We start from the raw sequence: 23,885 nt of genomic DNA, 5'->3' as shown, positions 1-23,885 counted from the left end.
TATTATTTTCGTACACACAAGCAATTATTATACGTTTTTAGCACTGCTTTATTCATTTAAAGTAACGTTTAATGAATAAAGAATTACTTTAGTGAATACTATAATTTAATGTCATTAATGAAGTCTAAAAAGGTAATTTTATTAATTTTCATTGTTTCAAAAATAGAAACGCTGACAATTTATCAGCGTTTTAAAGTAAAATTAAAGCTTATTTAGCTTTATTATAATAGTTCATCAAGTTAAGCGTAGAGCAATCATGACTCGGCGAAACATTACCGCTTTGCAGCTCTTTATGAATACTTTCTGCTAAGCCCTTACCTAATTCAACGCCCCATTGGTCAAAAGAGCATATTTGCAGCACAATACCCTGCACAAATATTTTATGTTCATAGAGTGCAATTAAGTTGCCTAACGTCTTAGGATCTATACGTTTTAAAAGAATAGTGTTGGTTGGACGATTCCCTTTGTGCACTTTATGAGGAGCCACCTTATCGATGTAATCAGCTGTCCGTCCTTTTGCTTTTAAATCAGCACGAACTTGCTTTTCATTGACGCCGGTCATTAATGCTTGTGTCTGTGCAAAAAAGTTCGACATTAACGTTTCGTGATGACCAGACACCGGCGTAACACTGGCAACCGAACCAATAAAATCAGCTGGTACAACATTATTACTTTGATGCAGGTACTGATAAAAGGCATGTTGACCATTAATACCCAGTTCACCCCATATAGAAGGTACGGTGGCATAGTCAACTTCATCGCCATTCCACGAAACAGATTTACCATTACTCTCCATTTCAGCTTGTTGTAAATAAGCAGAGAGCATATGTAAGGTTTGATCGTAAGGAAGGATCGCTTGAGATCTAGCTCCTAGAAAAGTGGTATTCCAAACGCTGAGTAAAGCCATTATTGCCGGCATATTTTTTTCTAGTGGTGCACTTTGAAAGTGTTCGTCCATTTCATTAGCGCCATCAAGCAATTCTATAAATTTATCAAAGCCCAGATCTAACGCTATTGCTAAACCGATTGCTGACCATAATGAGAAGCGCCCTCCGACCCAATCCCACATCCCGAAGATGTTTTCTTCTTTAATGCCAAACCCCATGGCATTTTCTTTATTCGCTGTTACTGCAACAAAGTGTTTACCGACCGCATTATCATCAAACGACGATGCGGTAAGCCACCTTATTGCTGTTTTAGCATTTGTCATAGTTTCGGTCGTGGTAAAGGTTTTACTGGAAACAATAAATAGCACTCTTTCTGGGTCAAGCGGACGAAGTATTTCTACGATTTGCGCGCCATCTACATTAGAAACATAATGAACATTAATGCTTTTATCACTGTAGTGTTTTAACGCCTCGGTGACCATCTGTGGACCAAGGTTGGAACCACCAACACCAATATTAACCACATCAGTAATACGCTTTCCTGAATAACCTAACCACTTACCTTCACGAACATGATTAACAAAAGCTTCCATTTTCTGTAACTGTACTTGAACGCTGGTGGTGACATTCTCACCATCAACAATGAGAGGCTCTTTGCTTTTACGGCGTAAAGCTGTGTGAAGAACAGCACGGTCTTCTGTTTTATTGATTTTTGCACCAATAAACATTTTTTCGCGCCATTCAACGACTTTACATTCACTAGCCAGATTGAACAGTGTATCCATTGTTTCAGTATCAATGAGGTTCTTTGAATAATCTAACAGTAATCTAGGTAACTCTATAGAAAACTTGTCAAAGCGTTCACTGTCTTGAGCAAACAGATCATTCATGTGCTGAGATTGTTTCTGTTGAGCAAGCTGAGTCAGCTTTTTCCAACTACTGAGTGTTTGACGACTTGACATAAATATTCCTATAGTGCATTAATTTAACCCTTCAATGTTGTACCATATTTGATAATGACAGCGCTGTCAATTTGAATTTTTATCCTTTATTTCTATAGATTAGTATAAAGGTTTGAGTTATTTTAAAATAAGTAGTTGCCGCCGTGCCAAAGAAACAATATTCTGTTGCGCTGCAGTAGGGTTACATAACAAGAATAATACACAAGGCTGTTTTAACCGATGAAAGCTACAATAAACGATGTTGCCAAACAAGCGGGTGTTTCGATAAAAACCGTTTCAAGAGTAATGAACAATGAATCATCTGTACGACAATTGACTCGAGATAAAGTCATGGAAGCCGTAAATGATTTACATTATCAGCCCAACTTAGCGGCACGAAACTTAGCGGGTACTAAGGCATACAGCATTGCTTTTATCTATGATAACCCTAACGCATATTATGTCATTGATATGCAAAATGGTATTTTAGCGGCTTGTAAACAACAAGGTTTTGAATTACTTATTCATCCTTGCCAAGCAAAATCAGTACATGTACTTGATGAAATTGCCGACATGGTTAGAAAGACACGAGTCGCTGGTTTAGTGCTCACTCCACCTTTTTCTGAAATGCCTGAATTTGTCCAAAAAATTATCGACCTAAATGTTGATGTTGTTCGGATAATGTCTGGCGATGTAGCACCCGATGAATTAGCCCCCTGCATTATGGTAAATGACCATGCGGCTTCGGTAAGTATTACTCAACACCTCATTGATTTAGGCCACAAACACATTGGTTTTATTGCCGGTGAAGCAGCACATATGTCAACTGTTGAACGTTTAAGAGGTTATAAACAAGCCTTGTCTGACAATGGCATTGCACTTGATGAGCGGTTAATTATTAATGGCGAGTATTCTTTTGAATCTGGCGTACTTGGCGCAAAGCAATTAATGTCTGAAGATATTCGCCCAACTGCTATTTTCTCATGTAACGATGAAATTGCGGCGGGTGCTTTGTTTGCCGCTCGGTTAATGGGGATATCAATACCTGATCAACTTTCTATTGCTGGTTTTGAAAACTCGCCCTTCTCTCGCCAAACATGGCCACGTTTAACGACAGCAAATCAGCCGAACCAAAAAATCGCTGAAGATGCAGCCAACTTATTGATTGCAAAATCGCGTAAACAAACCCCTCAAAATAGTGTTCATCATTACACACCAAGATTGATTGTCCGTGATTCAACCGCTAAACATAGCTCATTGATAATTGCTCATTGAGTTAAATCTTAGCGCAATATATAACCCACAACAAACCGGCCTTTCAACGGACAGTGTTCATCATTACACACCAAGGTTGATTGTCCGTAATTCAACCGGTAAACATAGCTAATTGCTCATTGAGTTAAATCTTAGCGCAATATATAACCCGCAACAAACCGGCCTTTCAATGGATAGTGTTCATCATTACACACCAAGGTTGATTGTCCGTGATTCAACCGCTAAACAGAGTTAATTGTCAGAAAACACTAAACTTTATCGACTAGCGTAACGCTTTAACGATAAAGTTTAGTTTGATTATCACTTGCAGCCTATGTTGATAAGCAAGTATGAAATATTACTTTTGTCTAAATGAATAAACGCCAACTTTACCATCCGCGCCTGCCGCCAAAAACATCATCTTATCGCTCGCAAGGGTATAGAAGCCTTTATCGTCTTTTTTACCTTGTGGGTTTGCTAGTACTTGCCACGTTTTTCCTGCGTTAAGCGAAATATCACTACTGGTTTTTCCTGTAGCAAGACAAATATTTCCCTGACAACTCATTGCTGAGCGCAAGCCATATTGCCCAGCATTGACTGACTGCCATTGGTTATCGGTAAAAGTTGCCATATTAGGGTAACTTGCAGGACGCTGTTCATAGTCTCCGCCAACAACAAAAAGTTGTTGCTTGGCATTTAATGCTAAACCATAACCGCCGGCGGTTTGTGTTTTAGAGTACAGTGGCACACGATCACGTTGCCATGTTTCACCAAAATCGACGCTGCTATAAACTGATGCTGAAAATCCACCCGTAGTAAGCCAAGCTTTACCTTTGTCACCAACAATTAAGGTATTACCACTGGCCGCAAAAGCGGCTTCTTTTTCAACAAATTTCGGGATGTTACTCTGCTCGATACGGCGCCACGTTTTGCCACCATCACTGGTTTTTTTTATAACATAAAAGCCATCGACAGGATCTCCCATCAACAAACCATTATCACCATCCCAAAAAGCGATGGAGTCAAAAAAGCCATCTTTATCTTCATTTTGATAAAGTAACTGCCAGCTATCGCCACCATCAATGGTTTTGTAAAGTACAGATTGTTCTCCACTGCCAACCCCCATAACAATAGCGGTATGCTTATCGAATAAGGCAATATCGCGAAAACCTGTTTTTATAGGGCTATCTACTGATTTATCCAACCAAGTTTTACCTCCATCTTGACTAACAAAAACAGTCTTATTACTACCACTAACCCACAATGAATTATCGATAACAGCACTTCCGCGCAAAGAAGGTGAACCTGGCAGCACCGTATGTTGCCAAGACGGCAAATCAACGATAGTAGTGCTACTGGCAATTACCGAGTAAAAGACAGTCGTGATACTAAGAGATTTTAAGATACGAATTAAGCGAGTGCTTACTTTAACTTCTGGTAATATTGAAAGAATTGATAGCATGATAATTATTATTTTAAGTGAACATAGCGCTACTATTCAATATTTTCAAATATTTAACAAGTGATAAACATCAAACACTGACAAAGAGGCAAAGCAACAAAATTGTCAGTCATTAAGTTGTAAATACCGCCAACTTCAGCGATAGTAGAATAATAAAAATAGCCGTGATAATACTTAATTGATTAATAAAACAGTAAATTCTTATGCTAGAAGTTGATGATAAAGTACTCGCTGATATCCGCCGTGGATTTTCTATTCCGGCTCAGCCAAGTTTATTAATTAAACTACAAAAAATAATGGCCGAAGACGAGCCAGACGTAAATGCGTTAGCCGATATTATTTCACAAGATGTCGGTGTAGCTTCAATTATTCTGAAAACCATTAACTCGCCCCTTTATGGATTGTCGCGCTCAATATCTGACATTCACAAATCAGTACGTTATATCGGTTTGCAGGGAATAAACTCATTAGTAACCAACACCTTGATTAAACGTAGTTTTGACCAACAAGATTGTAGTATCGCTTTAGAAGAGTTTTGGGACAGTGCCACACATATTGCCAACACTTGTGTTCATATTGGCAAAACGATTAAAGAAAAAACCTCAAAAGATAAGCTCTTTTCTCTTGGTTTATTTCATGATTGCGGCATTCCCATTATGGCAATGAAGTATAGTGACTACAACGATACTTACCAACTTGCTTACAGCACCCCAGATAAAACACTCCCCATCACTGAAGACCAAGCTTATGGTGTAAACCACGCAACCATTGGCTATTACGTTGCCTCTTCTTGGCGATTACCTAAAGATATTTGCGAATTAATTTTAATACATCACGACCGTGATTTTCTCAAAATGAATAATCCACGTGGTCAAGAAGTTTACTATGCAATATTAAAACTGGCAGAAAACCTAGTACACAATCATAAGCACTGTCGAGACTCTGCTGACTGGCCTTATGTGCAAGAGATGATTTTCACCTTACTCGACATTGATGAAGACAACTATCAAGATTATCTTGAAGACAGCGAATCATTCGATGTAAAAGCTGATTAACCCTTGAAGCTACCTTAAATAAGTTTGTCAAATAAGCCCTTGGTTAAGTGCAATCAATACCGCCCGTGTTCTGTCTCGGGTATTAAGTTTTGATAATATTGTTGATACATGATTTTTAATTGTGCCCTCAGCAAGAAAAATACTACTAGCAATTTCTTTATTAGAGAAACCACCCGCCACCAACTTTAAAATCTGTTGTTCTTTTTCAGACAAGGCTTCAATAACTTTAGATTCATTCAAGCCTTTATTTAATTGTTTCATCACCACGGGCTCAGCCACAAAACCACCATTGGCCAGTGTTTTAACGCCATTAACGAGTTTATCTAAGGAAACATCTTTAAGTAAAAAACCATTAGCACCTGCTTGTAAGCTTTGCATAAACAGTTCGCTATCATCAAAAGTTGTTAACATTAAAATAGGCAAGGTACTGCCTTGGCTTCTTAGAATTTTAACTAACTCAATACCATTCACTTTTGGCATTCTAATGTCGAGTAACAACACATCAGGCGTTGATTCACTGGCCAACATTTGTTGAGCGTGTTCGCCGTTTTCGGCCTGCCAAATAATACTTATATCGTCACTTAACGAAAGTAACCCTGCAATTCCCTGTCGAACTAACTGTTGGTCATCAACAAGCGCAACATTAATCATAACAATCCTCTACTTGTATTTTTAAGGTGAAACCACTGTCATTTACAATAAGATCTACCTTGCCAGAAAAATCAATCAATCGTTCATTCATGCCAGCTAAACCACTGCCAAAGTTTTCGTTATTCTTGTTGGTAACCGTGCCATTGTCAGACAAGTTAATGACTAAGCTATTGCCCATTTTTTCACAGGCTAAAGTAAATAGGTTCGCTTTGCCATGTCGAAGCGCATTACTCACACCTTCTTGTAAACAAAACATCAGCTGTTGCTTTAGTTGCAGTGAATTAATATCAATGGATGATTTCACAGTTAACTGACAATTAGGCAATTGATTAATGAGGTTTTCAAGCGACGAAACAAGATCTATTTGTTCTTCTTCACGCATTTCTTTTACCACTTGTCGAACGTTGCTTAGCAGTGTTTTAGCCAGTTGTAAGTTTTCTTGCAGTAAGGGTTTAAATTCTTCGGAAACTTTATGTTTAGCGACCTCTAAATTCAAAGACAACGCCGTTAGCTGATGACCAATAGCATCATGTAAGTCTCGAGATATTCGTAATCTTTCTTGCTTTTTCGATGAAGCTTTCAGCATAAATCGTGTTGCTAACAACTCTTGATTAATAGCCGCTAATTCTTCTTTAGCTTTTGCTTCACGCAAGATTGTTTCTATGGCAGAGAAACCAAAAACTTGTAGCATAAAATAGATAATGACCTGAAAAAATCCAGAAATAAAACTGCCATCATAAACAATAGTAAAATGAGCGACTGTAATAAAAAACATCAACAACAATGCTTTTTTTCGGGTAAACATTGATGGTAACTGCGTCGCAATCAACACTAACAAAATAGCGGCAACATTATAAATATCTGATGAAATTAACAATAATACCGTAACTACTTCAACCACCAGTAGTCGTTTATTTATCTTCGACTCTGCCCTTTTATCAGAAAAAACAATCCATGCAAATGAAAGATAAAAAATAATAAATGCCAACAATTTCAATACAAACGTCTGACCAAAATCAAGATTGACTAAAGACAAATAGCAAATAACTGACCAAGTAATAAAGCCAGAAAAATGTAGTAGCCAGTCTTTGCGTAAGTGCTCTGGTAATGGTGACTTCAACATAAATAAATACCTAGATAAAATGTGCAGTCTAAACCGTTAACATGCACATTTAAAACTTCATAATCATATGATTTTAAAACAAATCAATCGTAATTGCTGTGTTTTCTTTCACCATAAATTTAGCTTCTTTATATTTCGGCGCACCAAACATGCCGACATTATTACTAAAGCCATAGCCTTCTTTTGGGATCCCCATCATATTAAAATCCATTTTGTTATTGTCGTTTTCGTCTTGATACATTTTTATCGCATAGTCGCCATCAGGTACATTTTCAAAAATAGCGATTTCCTTACCATTTTGAGCTTTAACTTTTGCATAAAAACTAGCTTTATCTGTCTTATAATCTTCTTCTGAGGCATATAAAGCGATTAAAAGGTGGCCTTTCCCTTGCTCAATATCACTGATATTGACCGTTAAGTCAGCGGCAACGGCATGCTGGCTTAATAATAAAATCATCGATAATGCACTTATTACAGAAAGCGCTAAACTGGTTACTGACAAAGAGATTAATTTTTTAAAAATCATAATGATTCCTTTATTTATATAAATTGAAAGAGGATAAGTAAATTTGTTTATTAATTCATGATCAGTGTAAAGCTAAAGCTTTTGTTAAACAGGTGCCAAAAGTCATCATTTTCACAGCAGTAAAACATGACTTCTGGCACCTAAAGGTTAAAGGACATTATAAGAATATTGTTGGTTATGAAGATGAACAAGGTAACGTTGAAAGAGTGCGAGAATCACAATAGGTGCGATAACAGAGAGTACGATATTACCTTTAAACAACCAAGATAGAACGAGCGATATCAGTACGGCGATAAATAAGTAAGCTGATTTTTTATTAATGTTTATCCGATCTTTAGTTTCTTTAATCTGTGTTTTATTGATCCCAACAAAACCATGATTTGAAAAGAGCATGGTGGTAATACCAACAACAATCATCACAATAAAAATGGCCGACTCTTGCAACATGCTATAAAACGATAAATACCACCATTGTTGAAAAAATGCCGCTAAACCACCTAAAATCAAATAAATATTCGCTGATAGTATTAAACGGCTCATCACTATTTTAAGTTTACTGATTAACACTAACTGACAAATTCCCACCAATGCAGCTATTTTAAAAGCCAATAACCAGCTTTCATTGGATGTTTCGGTTTGCCAAAAACCAATCATTGAAAAAAGTGAAAGCGGGAGAAATTGTAATAAAGCACTGAGTTTATTTAACATACGGGCTGCCTTGTCGTTGAGTGATTAACTATTTACTTATTTTAAATAATAACGTTTCACAAGCTAAAACAAAGGTGCCAAAAGTCATGGTTTGCTTATAAAAAAAATGACTTTTGGCCGAAGAAGAAGGTATCAGCACCGATACAAAGCACATTAATCATCAACACCACTAATGTGTGCCTAAGGGGGGATTAGTCACGTAAAGCTTCGGTAACAGGTAAACGCATCGCCTTTATTACTGGTAATATCCCACCTAATAAACCAATAAATAACGCTAACGACATTGTTTTAATCATCAACAAAACCGTAATATCAAAATTGAACATCATTTGACTCAAATTACTGGCATTTTGCGTGGCAGCCGTCCAGCCATCAAAGACAAAATATAAAGGTAGTATGCCTAACACCCCACCAACAAAAGCAATGAGCAAGGCTTCACAAAGAATCGACATTGAAATTGCAAAAGGACTAAAACCTATCGCTTTATGCGTAGCTATTTCCTTAGAGCGACTTGCTATGGTGGCATACATGGTATTAAGTGCAGCCACTATTGCGCCTAACGCCATAACAATAGCAATAGGAAAACCTAACCAACGAATTAAGCGTGTTAAGTTACTGGCTTGATCAGCAAAGAATTGTTTTTCTGTTAACACTCGAATGTTTAACCTAGGGTCGTCCTGCCACTCTTTTTCTAATTGTGGTAAATCGCTAATATCTTTTAATGCTAAGCGGATAGACTGTAGCGTATTTCCTCGACGATAATCACTCTGTACCATGCCAATATCAGCCCACAATTCTGATTCAAAAACACTATTACCATCAGAAAAAATCCCGCTGACTGTCCACGCTGCTCCACCTAAGGTGATAACTTTGCCAACAATTAACTCTGGCATTCTACGCGTTATTGCCTGACCAACAATTAGCTGACGCACACCCGTAGCGAACATTTCACCTTTGACTAAACGAAAATTAGGGCGAAATTGTTGAGTCGATTTGCTGATACCTCGCAACGCTAAACTTTTCGTTTCTGTTTCTTGATCTACGGTATCTAGATTAGAAATATAAGTCACTTCAGCATTAACAAACATTTCAGCCGATACTTGCGCCAGCCCTTGTTCATCTTTAATAATTTTTTGATTATTCGCTAAAATATTAACTTCTACTGGAAACATCACACTTTGCAATTCTGAAGAGGCTCCCGCGCGCATCACTAATACGGTATTATCTAAACCAGTACGTTCCAGTGTTTTCATCATTCCCTCAGTCATTGCCAGAACACTTAAAATAACGCCAGCAACACAAGCAATGCTTAATATACTCACCATAGAAGCAATAATACGCTGCGGGAAACTTTTAAAATTAATAACCGTTAACGCTTGTGCTTGTTTTATATTGATAAACCATGAATGCTGCGCCTTTAATGAAATATTCATGCCTTGTCTCCTAACGTTTTGCTGATAACAAGTTGTTTAATCGCTACCGCCGGAAATACAGTGCAAAAAGCGGCAGCAATATTTACCCAGGCAAATACGGTTATATAATGACTTGGCGCAATCGATATACCCGGTAAAAAATCATTAAAACTCTGGCCGACCAATGCTAGAGATAAAGAGGCAAGAATGCTGCCCGACAAAGCGCCTAAGCCAATTAATAACAAAGCCTCTAGGTAAACACCTTGAATTAAACGTGTCGCTGAAAACCCTAAAGCTTTCATCATTGCGCTTTCATTATTACGCTCACGAATAGTTTGGATCATGGTATTGCAAACAATCAGTAATAAAGTAGAGAATACCGCAATAACTACAAGGTTAATGACCATAGCCATATCAACAAACTGTTGTGCTTGTTCTTTAATAAAAACCTGTTCAGTCGTGGTACGGGTTGGATTGTTGGTATGTGAGAACAATAAATCGATAGCAACAATAACGTCATCTACGTTGACATTTTCAGTTATTTCAGTCGATAACCACCCCAAAGAATTATTAGCATAAGCACGGCCTTTATCAAAATAAGCATGTTGGAAAAACACTTTATTATCAGCAGATGAATGCTGAGCTGTTTGGTAAATGGCAGAAACGGTAAACGACCAATTAAATGAACCACTTTTATTCATCCAAATAGAAGAGCTTAATGGCACGGTATCACCGATTTTCCAACCATATTTATCAGCAAGTCCCTGACCAATAACAATACCTGTGCGCGTTTTTTTCCATTGCGCTAGTTGCTCACTAGGGATTATATATTCATCAAATAAATTGAAATAATGATGATGGTCAACCGCAGTTACGGGTAGTTGATTTTTTTCATTTTGAAAGTACCCACCAAACCAAGATGCATAACTCACTTGTTTTACGCCCGGTAATGCCGCAATCTTTTGTTGAGTGTTAATGGGGAGAGATTGTGTCATTGATATTTTATGACTGGTCATTAAACGGTATTGATTACTACTGCTTACATTAGCCGTAAGCGCCTGATCCACTCCAGACAAGGTCGTCAATAAGAAAAAAGCCACCATGACAGAAGTACAGGTTAACCAAAAACGTACTTTTTTACGAAAGCTGTTCCGCCAAACTAATATCAGTAGGTTCATCTGCTTTCCCTCATATGACAGTTATGTGCTTCGCCAATATAAGACTCTAAATTAATCACTCTACTTGCGTAGTCAGCTGCTTTTTTATCATGTGTAACCATAACAATGGTTTTACCAAAATCGCGATTAAGTTGGTCAAGTAATGCCAGAATTTCATTGGCTGTTTTTCGGTCTAAATTTCCCGTTGGCTCATCACATAATAATATATGCGGGTCACTGACAATAGCGCGTGCAATAGCAACTCTCTGCTCTTGCCCACCAGATAACTCTTTGGGGAAATGACTAGCACGCTCACTCATGCCAACGAGCTCTAGCGCATAACTAGCATGCTCTTGTCGTTGCTTTTTATTTAACGAGGTTAACGCGAGTGGCAGTTCAACATTACCCTGCGCGCTTAACACCGGTAATAAATGATGTGACTGAAAAACAAAACCAATGTTTTCAGCGCGCCATTGGGTTAATGCCGCTTGCTTTAAATGATCAATACGCTGTGTACCAATAATCACTTCACCTGATGTCGGTTGATCAAGGCCGCCCATTAAATGCAACAAGGTGCTTTTTCCTAAACCTGATGGTCCCATTAATGCGACAAACTCACCTGATTTAATCGTTAAGTTAAAATCATGGTGAACGACTACCGTGTTTTTACCTTTCTGGTAACTTTTGTTAATATTTTTTAATGTAATGTTATAGCTATTTTTCATCATTTTTTCCTAAAATCTGCAGAGAGGCTTTCATTAAAGTGCGGCTATATCTACGTGATTATTTGAGCTACTAGGGAAAACATCTAACGAGTGTTGATCGTTTTTCATAAAGCTAACCTTCACCCCCATATCAGGTAAAATCCGAGGATCTGCTGTTAACAATTTCACCCTGACTTTAATGCTCGCTTTTTGACGATCTGCAGTAGGTATAACAGCAACGACTTCACTGCTAATACTCCATTGCGGGTATGCATCTAATCTAGCGAATACTTTTTGTCCAGGATAAACACGATTGATATAGCTCTCACCTACTTCAACTTCAATTTCTAACGAGCTCATATCAACAATAGTGCCGACACCGGTACGAATAAAACCACCACCAGAAGATCCCGCTGAAATAAGCTCACCCACTTGGGCATTTTTACTGATCACGACACCATCAAATGGCGCGCGAATTTTATGCTGATTTAACTGATACTGCGCCAATTCAACTCGTTGCTTTGCGGAGTCAACCATGGCTTTTTTATTTCGTATTTGGATGGCGAGTTGTGCATTTTTAAAGGCACTGTCTTCAAGTAATTGTTCACTGATCAGCTTTTTGCTGGCCAGCGTCTTATTACGCTTAAACCGCTGATTTTGCTGTTTAAAAAGTAAAGTAAACTCGTCAAAAACCGCTTGCTTTGCCGATAATTCCGCTAAAGCAAGTTGGTATGAAATCGATGCTTGCTTATCATCAAGCTCGGCGAGTATTTCTGATTTACTTACCCTTTGTCCTTCCTCAATATTTAAGCGGTTTAGCTTACCCGTTACACGAGAAGATACTGTAGCTATGCGCCTCGCAACCACATGGCCGCTCGCATCAAGTACGCTGTTATTTATGGGTTCTGCTGTATTTACATTATGGGTGGTAGGAGAGTGTTGTTTAATATCGACGTTAACTGACTCATTTACTCGTTTGTTATCAGTTTCAAGGTGATTAATAATTTCAGCAGCACTTGTTGGAAAAAACAGTGTCTGACCGACAAAATATAAACTTGTGCTGAGTAACGTAACAATCAAGATACTAGTATAGTTACCTGATAGCCCCGCAGCTTTAGTTTGCGGAGATCTATCAATAGTCAGCTTAGAAAGTTCGAAAGGGGTTTTACGTGTTATCGGCATTTTATTCTCCTACAAAGTTTGTAAAAGAATAAAAAAAAGTGGCGTCAGACAACAGTGCCAAAAGTCATTGTTATCAGAAAAGCTATAAATAATAAAAGCGTAAATAGGATGAAAACGTTATTCATCTATCAATAACGAATGACTGACTTGAGGTTAACCGAGTGAGTTAACGTGTGGTGAATCTTGCCCAAGACAATAATAATTCGCGAAAGTCTTCTAGCCCACAACTTGCTGACTCTTGATCGTCAAAGTCTATATCATCAGCACTGAGTGCTTCAGGTAAAGCTTCAATACCATTTAAGCTCGCGTTAGCGGCAATCGAAACATCTTTTTCAATGATTCTAACCGTATACTCACTGCCAACAATCTCCTGCTCTTGTGCACTTGCGTGCTCGGCTTTATCGATGAGCGTTAACAACGCGGTTAATTTTTGTGGATCGTTACCTACTTCAACTTCAAGCCAAGGGCCAAAAACTTCATGTTCAAAAGAGAACTTTGCTTTCGCATAGCGAGTAGTAGGGTCGTTTATAAATTCGTATTCCATGGGATAACTCGGAAATTTTTTGATATCTTTATTATAGAATATTTATCGCACAAGGGGGAGTTAACATTTACTCTTATCCCCCTCGATGAAACGATACGAGTGATAAACTATAATGGAATTTTTTTATCGGCAAAGGCTTTGGCGATAGAAAAACGCTTGCTTGACCGTTCGCCCAATTTAACCAGCATCAAATAACAAAACGGTACCAAAAACAAACTGGTAAAGGTTGAAAACAACAAACCTCCAATAATGGCAACCGCCATCGGGTAAGCTTGGCTATCACTTGATGCTAATGCTAACGGCACCATACCAATAATAGTTGTTGCAACTGTCATAAATATTGGCCGAATACGGCTAACACAAGCGTCGATAATCGGCGTCATTATATTCTCAGTGTCTACTTTTAACTTGTTGATTTGATCTATGAGGACAATACCGTTATTCACCACTATACCCATTAAAATCAACATACCGATCAGGCCTGTTTCACCCAACCCCATGCCTAAAATAGCAAAGGTCCAGTAAACACCAATAAAAGCTAAACCAATCGAAGACAAGATAGCGATTGGCATTAATAGTGATTCAAACAGCGCTGCCATAACAATAAAAATAAGCGCTAAGGCAAGCATCATGTTCATCATCATGTCTTTTGCTGCTTTTTCGTCTTGCGCAAATTGGCGTCCTAAGTTCCAATCATAACCCGAAGGAAAAACAATATTCTCCATCACTTCTTTAATTTTCATCGAGGCTTCAACACGGCTTAAGTCAGCTAAATTAATAGAAATTCCTAAGGTAGTTCTTCTGTTTGAGCGCGTAATTTGTTGCATTATCGGTTGTGTGTCAAAAACAACGAGTTGCTGTAAGGTAATAACTCTGCCGTTACTCTCATAAATAGGTAACTCTTTAATACGTTCGAGCGGCACAGCCTGTTCAGCGTGATAGACCAAGCGAATATCAACTTCACCTAGCTTAGCATCACGAAACGAACGCAAGTTAGTCCCACGCAGTGCACTTGAAATACGACTAGCGATATCTTGGGTGTTTAAACCTAAACGTGACACTTTTTCTCGGTCGATACGCAGTACTAACTCCATGTTTTTATCTTCGTTATCGATGCCAACTTCAGCAAAACCTTCAACATTACTTAACTGACTGATCACAGATTCGCTCAATTGTATTAAACGCTTGGTTGAGCTGCCGTTTAAAGTAAGTTTGACCAAATTTTCTTTTTGTTCTGACCAGTCAAATGATGGTTCTGCAATGGCCGTATCGGGGAAACCTTTTTTAATCTCTGCTTTTAAATCATAAAGTGTTTTTGAATAACCATCGTTAAGTTTTATGCGAGACATGGCAAAATCTGACCAAATCCGGCTATTGACTTGTGTAAACTCGAAGGCTTGTTGATTATCGTATAAGTACTGCTCCATCTCATCGACTAATTTACTGACATCAGCTAACTTTTGTTGCCCTTGGATATGATAGACAATATTGATTTCTTTGACAGTCTTACCCTTTTCGCCATTAATATTGACCATTTGCTTGGTTAACACACCACTAATGCAAAGTAATAAAATGAAAACCCCGGTTGTTTTAGGGTGAGTCAGTATTCTTGTTAAATTAGGACGATACCAGCGATCTAATTTTCCTTGGGTAACAACTGACGACAAGGCCTTTTTGTTAACACGACTAAGCATTAATGGAATGGCGGTTTTTGAAATAATTAATGATGCCAATAAAGGTAAACAAATCGCCACGGCTATTTGCTCAACTAAGATGGTAATAAAGTTTTTTTCACCCATCAGCAAAGGCATAAATACAATGGTGGTGGTGAGTGTGCCACTGATAATGGCAATACTGACATTATCAACACCATGAAGAATTTTGTCTATTGAGGTTAAGGCTTTATCTTGTTGTTGAAGGATACTCTCACAAATAACGACGGAGTTATCAATCAGTAAACCAACGGCAATAAAAAGCCCCGCCAGTGAGAGCATGTTTAAGGTGTAGCCCATAAAATACATGCCAGCTAAGGCAAAACTTAACGAAATAGGCACAGAAGCAACAACAATAAAAGTAATGTGGCTATTGCGCAAAAATATAAATAAAACAATAAAAGACAAGACAATACCTAAGGCGCCCGCCTTTAACAAATCACCTAATGATTCTTGAATTTCTTCGCCGCTGTTATCTTTAATTCCAATGGTAATCGCTTTAAAGTCATCTTCTTGGCGAAGCACTTCAATTAAAGCAACAATGTTATTTGTCACCTCGACAACATTAGCATCAGACTCTTTAAAGACTTCTAAGCCAACTGACTTCTTTCTATCTGTTCTAATTTCGCTATTCTTAGGAGGAGCGGTTAAACTCACTGTCGCTACTTCACTTAACCGAACACCCACTTTAACTTGAAAGTTTTTAATGTCGTCTAAACTATGATATTCACCGTCAGGAGAAACTCTGAACTTTCTACCTCCATTGAGAATAGAGCCTGACTTCACTAAAAAATTACTGTCACGTAAATCTTGCAATAACTTTGCTTGATCAACACGATTCATCGCGAGCTTAATACTGTCTAAATGAATTTCTATATGGGGTTGAACAACGCCACGCATTTCGACTTTACCAACACCTTGAAGCCTTTCTAGCGGGTTTTTCAGTTTTTTATCGATAAAGTCATAAGCGGTGGAGAGGTCTTTATTACCCGATAACACCAAGCTCATGATGGGTAGATCTTCAGTAGAGAACTTTTGTACCATTACGCTTTGCACGTCTTCAGGTAAAAGATGGCGCACCATATCGACTTTTTCTCGTACCTCTAATATTTTACTATCGAGATCACTACTAAGATCCATCATTACCTGAATAGAAGCACCGTTGGCCCGACTTCTTGACTGCATTTCAGTAATACCGCCTAAAGTCGAAACGGCTTCTTCTATCGGCCGGGTAATTAAGCGTTCAACTTCTTCAGGTGTGGCGCCGTTATACGGCACACTAATAAAAGCCATCGGAATATTCAGTGATGGCCAGCTTTCTTGTGGCAATAATTTACTGGCGACAAGCCCAGTAACAAAAAGCGACAACATCAACATAGCCGTGGTAACAGGCCGCCTTATCGCTAAAGCGGTTAACCAAACAGTTACTGGTAAGTCAAAAATGCTTTGCTTAGCTGTTTTCTTTTTAGACGTTGAATTTGTCATCTTACGCCTCGGCTACATTATTAGAGGATGCGCTATTAGCTTGCTGGCTTTCAAAACCATCATTGTCAAGTTCATCGCTTTCGACAATATAGTTTTTTCGGTCAAACAAGCTATACAAAACAGGAATTAAAAGTAACGTTAGCATTGTTGCAACCAGTAAGCCGCTCATTACCGTAATGGCAAGAGGTGCTCTTAATTCAGAGCCTTCTCCACTGCTAAATGCCAACGGCGCTAAACCTAAAATAGTGGTTAAAGATGTCATAATAATCGGGCGAAAACGTGAACGACTCGCTTCCATAATAGCAGCAAGTTTATCAACACCTTGATGACGTAACTGATTAATTCTATCGACTAAAACAATGGCATTATTCACCACAATACCCGTTAGCATAATAATACCTATGAGTACGATAACGCTGATATTGGTCCCAGTAACATATAAGCCTAATACCGAACCTAACACGGCTAATGGAATAGAGAATAAAATAATAAATGGATTTAATAACGACTCAAATTGTGAAGCCATCACTAAATAAACAAGGAATACCGCTAACGCTAACGCCATCATTAAGGAAGAAAAAGAGCTTTCCATTTCTTCATTTTGCCCTGCGACTCGTGCTTTAATATTAAAAGGTAAATAGAGTTCTTTCACTAGATTTTCGGCTTTGGCGGCCGCTGCAGATAAGTCGCCATAAGCCAGTGATGCGGAAATAATAGCAACACGACTTTGGTCAATACGGTTGATTTCATTAGGGCCAATACTTTCGGTAATATCGGCAACGGCGGCTAGTGGTAATGATTTGGCCTGCTGCGAGTTAACCGTTAATTGACGAATAGCTTGTGCTGAATTTCTCGCGTTTTCATCGGCGCGCACTAGGATATCAACTTGTCGGTCTTGTAAGTTGTATTTACTCGCCACCGAGCCAGCAATTTTAGTGACTAACTGATCGGCTATATCAGACGCTTTTAACCCTAAACTTGCTAAGCGCTCATTATCAAAGCTGATTTTTAACTCAGGTTGACCGGCGCGTAAACTATTGTTTAGGTCAATAAACTGATTATCCATCGACATTGTTTGCATTAATTGGTCGCTGTATTTTTTCAAAGCCACCAGGTCGTATCCTGACAAAATAATTTGCAAAGGACGCTCTGTTGTAAACATTTCTGTTTGCGCTATTTCAGCGGTGACATCAGCCATTTGAGCAACTTTCGCGCGAACCACAGCTTTAACTGATTCAAGATCATCACTGCTGTAAAGTGCCACTAACAGTTGTCCCCAGTTTTCACCGCCTTTACTGGCTGAGCTCATCATTAAGCTACCGCTACCTGCTAACGAATAGCTGTGCTTGACTCGTTTATCTTCGGCAATAGTCGCAGCAAGGTCTTTTAGCCGTTGATCAGTAACATCTATGGGCGTTCCTTGTGGCAAGGTTAACTCGATAGTAAATTCCGACTTTGCCACTTCAGGAACAAGTTCAACCGCAATTTTTGGTAATAAACTGCTGACAGCAAGCGCAAACACTAAACTAAGTGCCACTAAAATAGCTCTATTTTGCAAGGCGACTTTTAATAACCGACTGTAGGCTGACGCTAGTTTTTCAAAATAATAACTAAAAGCTTTATGTGCCGGTTTAAAAATAAAGCTGACGACCTTAGTGATTAAATTAGTAATCAATAACAAAGTTTTGGTTAATAATAAAGGTAAGTAATTAAAAACCAATAAAAGCGGAAAGGCCAAAATGTGCACGACGATATTAACGACTTTCTTTCTTCTAGTTAGCGGCACTTTATCGGTTTGTTTTTCTAATGAGTCATCATTATTGTCATTTGTAGGCATTCCTTTATTTTGGCTAAATTGACGTGATGCCAGCATAGGAATTAAGGTTAGCGCCACGATTAAAGAGGCGAGTAACGCAAAAGTCACCGTCATCGCTTGGTCACTGAATAATTGCCCGGCAAAACCGGTCACAAAAGCTAAAGGAAAAAACACCGCTAAAGTGGTCAGTGTAGAAGCAATAACAGCGCCCGAGACTTCATCGGTACCCTTTATTGCCGCTTCAATAATACTGGCGCCTTTTTCGCGATAGCGCGCAATATTTTCTAGCACGACAATCGCATTATCAACTAATAAGCCAACCGCTAAGGCAATGCCCCCTAACGACATAATATTAAGACTAATATCATTAGCAAACATTAAATTAAAGGTCGCGATAATTGAAATAGGTATCGCTAGTGAAATAATAATCGTATTGAAAAAATTACCCAAGAATAAATATAAAATCAACATGGCAAGTAATCCGCCAATAATAGCCGCACTTTTCACTTCGTCTACCGCATTGACAATAAATTCAGATTGGTCATAAATAACCGTAAAAGTCAGTGCTTCGGGTAAAGTTTCTTCAAGCTCGGCTAATTTTTTATTTACCGCTTTTGCTACGGTTACCGTATTAGCATCGCCTTCTTTATAAATGGCCAGTTCTATCGCTTCATTATTATTGATACGAGTAATATCGGTGCGTTCTTTTTCGCCATCAATAACTTGTGCTATGTCTTTAAGATAAATAGTTTTGCCATCGGCTTGCTTAACAATCATATTGCCAAGTTGCTCGAGTGAGACGAATTGGTTCACTGTTCGAACTAAATACTCTTGCTGACCATCGTAAACACGACCTGCCGACATATTAATATTTTCACTTTGGATACGTGCAACAATACTTTGTGCTGTTATACCTCGGCGCGCAGCTTTTTCTTGATCAAATACAACCTGTATTTCTTGCTGTAAACCGCCACCAAGCTGCACAGCGGCAACACCTGAAATAGTTTCCAGCTGTCGTTTTATTTCTTGCTCAGCAAAAGTACGTATCTTTTTTAATGCCCGAGGATGCTTATTTTCAGTGGACAGCCCTAAACGTATAATGGGGTCTAGTGCGGGGTTAAAACGTAAAATAATGGGTTTATTAACATCTTTTGGCAATGCAATTATGTCAAGCTTTTCACGGACATTCTGCGTCGCAAAGTTCATCGCCACGCCCCATTCAAACTCAATAACAACATCGGACTGTCCAGCTTTTGAGATAGAATGAACCTTGCGTATCCCTTTAACAACACCAACTGACTCTTCAATGGGTTTACTGATCAATTGTTCTATTTCAGCAGGTGCGGCGCCGGCGTTATCGGTTCTTACGGTTAACGTTGGATAAGAAAGATCGGGCAACAAGGCAACAGAGAGTCGAGAAAACCCCACCATGCCAAATAACATCACAGCGAGGGTAAACATCGCTACTGTTACCGGGCGTTTAACCACAGTACTAACAATACTCATGAATAATAATTCCTTTAGATTTAATGATTAGGTAAAAGCCAGTTCACAACTTATTAGTCTTGTGTTGCTTGATTATCAGCATTTTCCTTAACGGCATTATTATCAGTAGTTAGTTCAACGTTCTTCTTTTGGATTTTTTCTTTACCTATTATTTTTACAGCACTATCAATTTTCAAACCTTGCTGACCGACAATCACTACCGGTTCAAGGGCATTTAGTGGCGTTAATATTTCAACAAAACCATCTTGTTCAAAACCAGTAACCACTGTAACTTTCTTAGCTTTATTATCTTGAATAACGAATAAGCTGGTTTCAGTGTCGGTAACAAGCAAGGCATTTTGTGGCACAATTTGCGCGTTATCATGAACATCAAGTGTTAGTGACACTTTGGCAAACATCCCTGGTTTTAAGACATGGTTATCGTTATTAACTTTTAAGGTCACTTTAAAAGTCCCCGACTCGGTATCAATGATTGGTGAGATTAAGCCAACCGTTGCAGGAACTTCTTTTGCATTTGCCGGAAAGTTTAAATACGCTTGTTGACCAACATGAACATTATTCATTTCAGATTCGGGTAAATAAACAACCCCTTGTAAGGTATCGAGCGCAACAATGGTAAACATTTCACCACCAACATTAGCGGTCATATTGCCTTCTTTCACCATTCTTGAAGCAATAACACCTGATATTGGCGCTCTTACCTTTGAATCACGTACTTGTATCGCCGCCACTTTTTGTTGGTTTTTTCTTGTTTTCACTAAAAACTCAAGCTTCTCTAGATCTTTAACCGATATCAGTTGTTCACCATCTATTGGTCTACTGCGGTTAAATTCGGCAACCGCAGAGTCGACATCTATAGTGGTACGTTCAAGTTCTAATAAATAATTTTCAGAATCAATTTCAGCTAAAATTTGTCCTTTGGTAACCGACATTCCCTCTTCAACTAATATCTTGTTAATCATGCCTGTGACTTTATTGGTGACTTTGCTTTCTGCTTTTGCTTCAAGCACAGCAGTTGTTCGATAAGTATTAGTGATAGTTCTATTGTCAACAAGAGTAGTTTCTACGGGCACCTGATAAACTTTCTTTTCTTTGTCTGCTACTTTTTCTTCATTACAAGCGCTTAACACTGTGACTAAGAATAGTGATAATAATAATGAAGTTGCTAGTGAATTGAGGTGCATAACGGTCCGTTGTTTTATAATTATAATTAATGTCATTTTATCCGGATCGGCAAGTAAGATACAAATAGCTTTTGAGGGTTATTAAACATTCAATTGTAACGAGTTATGATTACTAGCAAGTATAAGAATTTTATCCGTAAAAAATATTTTGAATTATTTATTAAGTCGCCACAGAAACGCTATCTATCGAACGAACATTTTTTTTCAGTATCAACATTAAACACCTACCACTAAAATAATTAAAATAGTTTTAATCACCGCGCACTATGGTTTACGATTAATATATAAAAAAAATTTTTCTAACAAGGTTATTGAATGTCTTTTATAAAACTGTATTTTTTAGCGATTTTTACTGCTGTTATCTTCGTATCGCCCGTTATTGCTAATGACAAAGACGAGTCCCCTGTTCGCGGGCTAACTGGCTTTGAGAACATCAACGAAAGTCAGCCTTTATGGGAGTTTGGACTTGGTGGTGGCGCTATAGAAGTCGCTAATTACCCAGCATCAAGCGAGCGAAATTTTATTGCATTAGCCGCGCCCTATGTCGTTTATCGGGGCGATGTATTTCGGGTTGGAGGTGGTGATGGCATGCGTGCAGTTGTTGTTGAAACAAGTGATTTTGAATTAGACCTCTCCTTTGGCGGTGCATTCTCTGCCGACAGTGATGACAATACATCTCGAGCTGGTATGCCTGAATTAGACTTCTTATTTGAAATAGGCCCACAATTAATTTATCGCGTTAAAGACTATAAATTTTCACAAGGTGGAGATGCAAGACTCAAAGCTCGCTTGCAAGCAAGAGCGGTATTTTCTACTGATTTTGATCGCATCGACGATCGTGGTTTTGTTATAGAGCCAACCATTTCATACCAACAGCGTGGTGCAATTTTTAAAGAAGTAGGCTTAAATATCGCTTTTAGCTTAACTTTTGCGACTGAAAAATTACAAGATTACTTTTATCAAGTTGATCGCAAATTCGCCAATAGCAATCGCCAACAATATAATGCCAAAGGAGGCTATTTGGGCGCCGAACTTTCTATGGGTCTGTCATTACCCATACGAAAAAATATCCGCGCATTTATCACTGGCTCAGCACAATTTCATCAAGGAGCAGCCAACCAGAATAGTCCTCTTTATGAAGAAGACATTACTTACAGCGTCGGTATTGGCTTTGTTTGGCGCTTATACGAAAGTGACAAAAAAGCGAGTTGGTAACAAACCTTTCAATGACACTAAAACAAATAGCTACTATTGATTAAATTGACTTATAAAAAAGTTAACACTGCTCTAAACTGTAGATAATCAATTACAAAAGGAAAAAAACGATGTTCTCAATTAAAAAATTGTTCTCTTTAATGCTTAGCTTAACCTTGGTTGCTTGTGCTTCAATGGGAGATGGTAGTAAAGCAGAACAACAGCAAGAAATTATAACTATGAAAGATACGGTGCTTAACCAACTTTTTGCTAATAAACCAGATACCCGCAGCCAAATTAATTCAGCGGCAGGTTATGCTGTCTTTTCGAATGCTAATATCAATTTAATATTTATGGCAGCTGGTACAGGCTATGGTGTTGTTAAAAGTAATAATTCAGCTAAATATACTTATATGAATATGGCTGAAGGTGGTATAGGCCTTGGTCTTGGTGTTAAAGATTACCGTATTGTTATGGTATTTCATACGGCACAAGCAATGAATGATTTTGTTAATCAAGGTTGGAGCTTTGGTGGTAATGTTGATGCCGCTGCAAAAGCGGGTGATAAAGGCGGTTCAGTTGAAGGAGAAATGTATTACGGTGATGTAACTGTCTACACTTTTACTGAAAATGGCTTAGCCCTGCAGGCAACAATAAAAGGCACTAAGTTTTGGCAGGACAGTAAGCTTAATTAACAGCCCAACTCAGTAGTCATTATCCTTAGTTAAATCTGTTATTGATGTAAAGTGCACAATATGTAAATAAACCTTGTGCGCTTTAAGGGAAAATCAACATAAATTAACTTCGGTTGATGGACAACCTTAACTCTGGCTAAATTCCACTTAATTATAAAAACCATCAAGAAGATGAACTTACCTTTTTATCTATGGTCTATTTAGCCGAGTAATAAGTCGTTAACTTGAATGTTTAATAATAAGTGCTTTTATTAAAATCAATAACGTAAAAAGATAGTATAAAACGGTATTTACAAGGAGTTTTACAATACAAGGTTATAAGTTTGCTATTCTTTTCTCTATTATTTTCCATATTCTTGTTGTTTTACTGTTAAGTAATACGAAAGACAAACCGATCGATAATTTCACCAAAACACCAAAAAAAGTACCTATTAATAGTTTTATCTATTATAAACCGATTGAAAATAAACAAGAAAAAGTCATTTCCGTTGATAGTGAACAGAAAAAAGTAGCACAAAAAAAATTAGCCATTAAAGAGGTTGCACAGCAAAAGACAGACATTAAACCATCAAGTCCTTTAATAAAAGCGATAACTGCTCCGCTAAAAAAACAACAGCCTGAAGAGGTAAAACACCACACAACTTCCCAAAATTTATCTCGCCTTAAAGATAAAATTAATCAGCAAAT

18 protein-coding genes are annotated in these 23,885 nt (G+C 38.1%); 4 read left to right on the top strand and 14 right to left on the bottom strand.

All coding sequences use genetic code 11. The features are described from left to right. Positions 1-208: 208 nt before the first annotated feature. The gene (gene pgi, locus H4J57_RS07090; RefSeq protein WP_182221793.1) at positions 209-1,849 is read right to left on the bottom strand and encodes a glucose-6-phosphate isomerase; all 1,641 of its coding nucleotides are present in this window, start codon (positions 1,847-1,849) and stop codon (positions 209-211) included. 219 nt (positions 1,850-2,068) lie between these two features. Between pgi and H4J57_RS07085 the strand changes: the two genes are divergently transcribed. Then, positions 2,069-3,103 (top strand): LacI family DNA-binding transcriptional regulator, encoded by a 1,035-nt coding sequence (locus H4J57_RS07085; RefSeq protein WP_182242352.1) that lies wholly within the window; start codon positions 2,069-2,071, stop codon positions 3,101-3,103. A 337-nt stretch (positions 3,104-3,440) separates the two neighbouring features. On the opposite strand, the gene H4J57_RS07080 is transcribed toward H4J57_RS07085, so the two are convergent. Next, complete coding sequence (locus H4J57_RS07080) at positions 3,441-4,544, bottom strand: YCF48-related protein (RefSeq protein ID WP_182242351.1); 1,104 nt, start codon at positions 4,542-4,544, stop codon at positions 3,441-3,443. A gap of 203 nt (positions 4,545-4,747) precedes the next feature. On the opposite strand from H4J57_RS07080, the gene H4J57_RS07075 reads away from it, so the two are divergent. Continuing rightward, positions 4,748-5,599, top strand: coding sequence for an HDOD domain-containing protein (locus H4J57_RS07075; RefSeq protein ID WP_182242350.1), 852 nt, complete (start codon positions 4,748-4,750; stop codon positions 5,597-5,599). A gap of 27 nt (positions 5,600-5,626) precedes the next feature. Here the strand turns inward: H4J57_RS07075 and H4J57_RS07070 are convergent, their stop codons facing one another. The 12 genes from H4J57_RS07070 to H4J57_RS07015 all read right to left on the bottom strand — a co-directional run bounded on the left by H4J57_RS07070 (position 5,627) and on the right by H4J57_RS07015 (position 21,309). Next, on the bottom strand, positions 5,627-6,250 hold the full coding sequence (locus H4J57_RS07070) for a response regulator transcription factor (protein ID WP_182242349.1): 624 nt from the start codon (positions 6,248-6,250) through the stop codon (positions 5,627-5,629). Then, the gene (locus H4J57_RS07065) at positions 6,243-7,373 is read right to left on the bottom strand and encodes a sensor histidine kinase (protein WP_182242348.1); all 1,131 of its coding nucleotides are present in this window, start codon (positions 7,371-7,373) and stop codon (positions 6,243-6,245) included. Before H4J57_RS07065 ends, H4J57_RS07070 begins: the two co-directional genes overlap by 8 nt. 73 nt (positions 7,374-7,446) lie before the next feature. Continuing rightward, on the bottom strand, positions 7,447-7,899 hold the full coding sequence (locus H4J57_RS07060) for a DUF2141 domain-containing protein (protein WP_182213624.1): 453 nt from the start codon (positions 7,897-7,899) through the stop codon (positions 7,447-7,449). A gap of 147 nt (positions 7,900-8,046) precedes the next feature. After that, complete coding sequence (locus H4J57_RS07055) at positions 8,047-8,607, bottom strand: hypothetical protein (protein ID WP_182242347.1); 561 nt, start codon at positions 8,605-8,607, stop codon at positions 8,047-8,049. Positions 8,608-8,798: 191 nt separating this feature from the next. Beyond that, on the bottom strand, positions 8,799-10,040 hold the full coding sequence (locus H4J57_RS07050) for an FtsX-like permease family protein (protein ID WP_182242346.1): 1,242 nt from the start codon (positions 10,038-10,040) through the stop codon (positions 8,799-8,801). Next, positions 10,037-11,197, bottom strand: coding sequence for an ABC transporter permease (locus tag H4J57_RS07045; protein ID WP_182242345.1), 1,161 nt, complete (start codon positions 11,195-11,197; stop codon positions 10,037-10,039). Before H4J57_RS07045 ends, H4J57_RS07050 begins: the two co-directional genes overlap by 4 nt. Beyond that, the gene (locus H4J57_RS07040; protein ID WP_182242344.1) at positions 11,194-11,901 is read right to left on the bottom strand and encodes an ABC transporter ATP-binding protein; all 708 of its coding nucleotides are present in this window, start codon (positions 11,899-11,901) and stop codon (positions 11,194-11,196) included. The genes H4J57_RS07045 and H4J57_RS07040 overlap by 4 nt, the downstream gene beginning before the upstream one ends. Positions 11,902-11,934: 33 nt before the next feature. After that, complete coding sequence (locus tag H4J57_RS07035) at positions 11,935-13,062, bottom strand: efflux RND transporter periplasmic adaptor subunit (RefSeq protein ID WP_182242343.1); 1,128 nt, start codon at positions 13,060-13,062, stop codon at positions 11,935-11,937. Between the two features lie 166 nt (positions 13,063-13,228). Then, positions 13,229-13,606: a YacL family protein gene (locus H4J57_RS07030; RefSeq protein ID WP_070375813.1), complete on the bottom strand. Its 378-nt coding sequence runs from the start codon at positions 13,604-13,606 to the stop codon at positions 13,229-13,231. 107 nt (positions 13,607-13,713) lie between these two features. Then, complete coding sequence (locus H4J57_RS07025; RefSeq protein ID WP_182242342.1) at positions 13,714-16,803, bottom strand: efflux RND transporter permease subunit; 3,090 nt, start codon at positions 16,801-16,803, stop codon at positions 13,714-13,716. Position 16,804: 1 nt separating this feature from the next. Continuing rightward, positions 16,805-20,125, bottom strand: coding sequence for an efflux RND transporter permease subunit (locus tag H4J57_RS07020; RefSeq protein WP_182242341.1), 3,321 nt, complete (start codon positions 20,123-20,125; stop codon positions 16,805-16,807). Between the two features lie 53 nt (positions 20,126-20,178). Next, positions 20,179-21,309, bottom strand: a complete 1,131-nt coding sequence (locus tag H4J57_RS07015) for an efflux RND transporter periplasmic adaptor subunit (protein WP_182242340.1) — start codon at positions 21,307-21,309, stop codon at positions 20,179-20,181. Positions 21,310-21,624: 315 nt separating this feature from the next. On the opposite strand from H4J57_RS07015, the gene H4J57_RS07010 reads away from it, so the two are divergent. After that, a complete protein-coding gene (locus H4J57_RS07010) occupies positions 21,625-22,524 on the top strand; it encodes a MipA/OmpV family protein (RefSeq protein ID WP_182242339.1) in 900 nt (299 codons plus the stop codon). 110 nt (positions 22,525-22,634) lie between these two features. Next, the gene (locus tag H4J57_RS07005) at positions 22,635-23,198 is read left to right on the top strand and encodes a YSC84-related protein (RefSeq protein ID WP_182213643.1); all 564 of its coding nucleotides are present in this window, start codon (positions 22,635-22,637) and stop codon (positions 23,196-23,198) included. Positions 23,199-23,885 lie beyond the last annotated feature (687 nt).

The sequence above is a fragment of the Colwellia sp. BRX8-7 genome (assembly GCF_014077275.1).
Lineage (GTDB): Bacteria > Pseudomonadota > Gammaproteobacteria > Enterobacterales > Alteromonadaceae > Colwellia_A.
Note: the sequence above shows the minus strand (reverse complement) of the source record. Positions and strands in the feature narration are given on the sequence as shown.

Excerpts from the sequence above, each read along its gene's own strand:
- pgi (WP_182221793.1), bottom strand. The coding sequence starts at position 1,849 with ATGTCAAGTCGTCAAACACTCAGTAGTTGGAAAAAGCTGACTCAGCTT.
- H4J57_RS07085 (WP_182242352.1), top strand. The coding sequence starts at position 2,069 with ATGAAAGCTACAATAAACGATGTTGCCAAACAAGCGGGTGTTTCGATA.
- H4J57_RS07080 (WP_182242351.1), bottom strand. The coding sequence starts at position 4,544 with ATGCTATCAATTCTTTCAATATTACCAGAAGTTAAAGTAAGCACTCGC.
- H4J57_RS07075 (WP_182242350.1), top strand. The coding sequence starts at position 4,748 with ATGCTAGAAGTTGATGATAAAGTACTCGCTGATATCCGCCGTGGATTT.
- H4J57_RS07070 (WP_182242349.1), bottom strand. The coding sequence starts at position 6,250 with ATGATTAATGTTGCGCTTGTTGATGACCAACAGTTAGTTCGACAGGGA.
- H4J57_RS07065 (WP_182242348.1), bottom strand. The coding sequence starts at position 7,373 with ATGTTGAAGTCACCATTACCAGAGCACTTACGCAAAGACTGGCTACTA.
- H4J57_RS07060 (WP_182213624.1), bottom strand. The coding sequence starts at position 7,899 with ATGATTTTTAAAAAATTAATCTCTTTGTCAGTAACCAGTTTAGCGCTT.
- H4J57_RS07055 (WP_182242347.1), bottom strand. The coding sequence starts at position 8,607 with ATGTTAAATAAACTCAGTGCTTTATTACAATTTCTCCCGCTTTCACTT.
- H4J57_RS07050 (WP_182242346.1), bottom strand. The coding sequence starts at position 10,040 with ATGAATATTTCATTAAAGGCGCAGCATTCATGGTTTATCAATATAAAA.
- H4J57_RS07045 (WP_182242345.1), bottom strand. The coding sequence starts at position 11,197 with ATGAACCTACTGATATTAGTTTGGCGGAACAGCTTTCGTAAAAAAGTA.
- H4J57_RS07040 (WP_182242344.1), bottom strand. The coding sequence starts at position 11,901 with ATGAAAAATAGCTATAACATTACATTAAAAAATATTAACAAAAGTTAC.
- H4J57_RS07035 (WP_182242343.1), bottom strand. The coding sequence starts at position 13,062 with ATGCCGATAACACGTAAAACCCCTTTCGAACTTTCTAAGCTGACTATT.
- H4J57_RS07030 (WP_070375813.1), bottom strand. The coding sequence starts at position 13,606 with ATGGAATACGAATTTATAAACGACCCTACTACTCGCTATGCGAAAGCA.
- H4J57_RS07025 (WP_182242342.1), bottom strand. The coding sequence starts at position 16,803 with ATGACAAATTCAACGTCTAAAAAGAAAACAGCTAAGCAAAGCATTTTT.
- H4J57_RS07020 (WP_182242341.1), bottom strand. The coding sequence starts at position 20,125 with ATGAGTATTGTTAGTACTGTGGTTAAACGCCCGGTAACAGTAGCGATG.
- H4J57_RS07015 (WP_182242340.1), bottom strand. The coding sequence starts at position 21,309 with ATGCACCTCAATTCACTAGCAACTTCATTATTATTATCACTATTCTTA.
- H4J57_RS07010 (WP_182242339.1), top strand. The coding sequence starts at position 21,625 with ATGTCTTTTATAAAACTGTATTTTTTAGCGATTTTTACTGCTGTTATC.
- H4J57_RS07005 (WP_182213643.1), top strand. The coding sequence starts at position 22,635 with ATGTTCTCAATTAAAAAATTGTTCTCTTTAATGCTTAGCTTAACCTTG.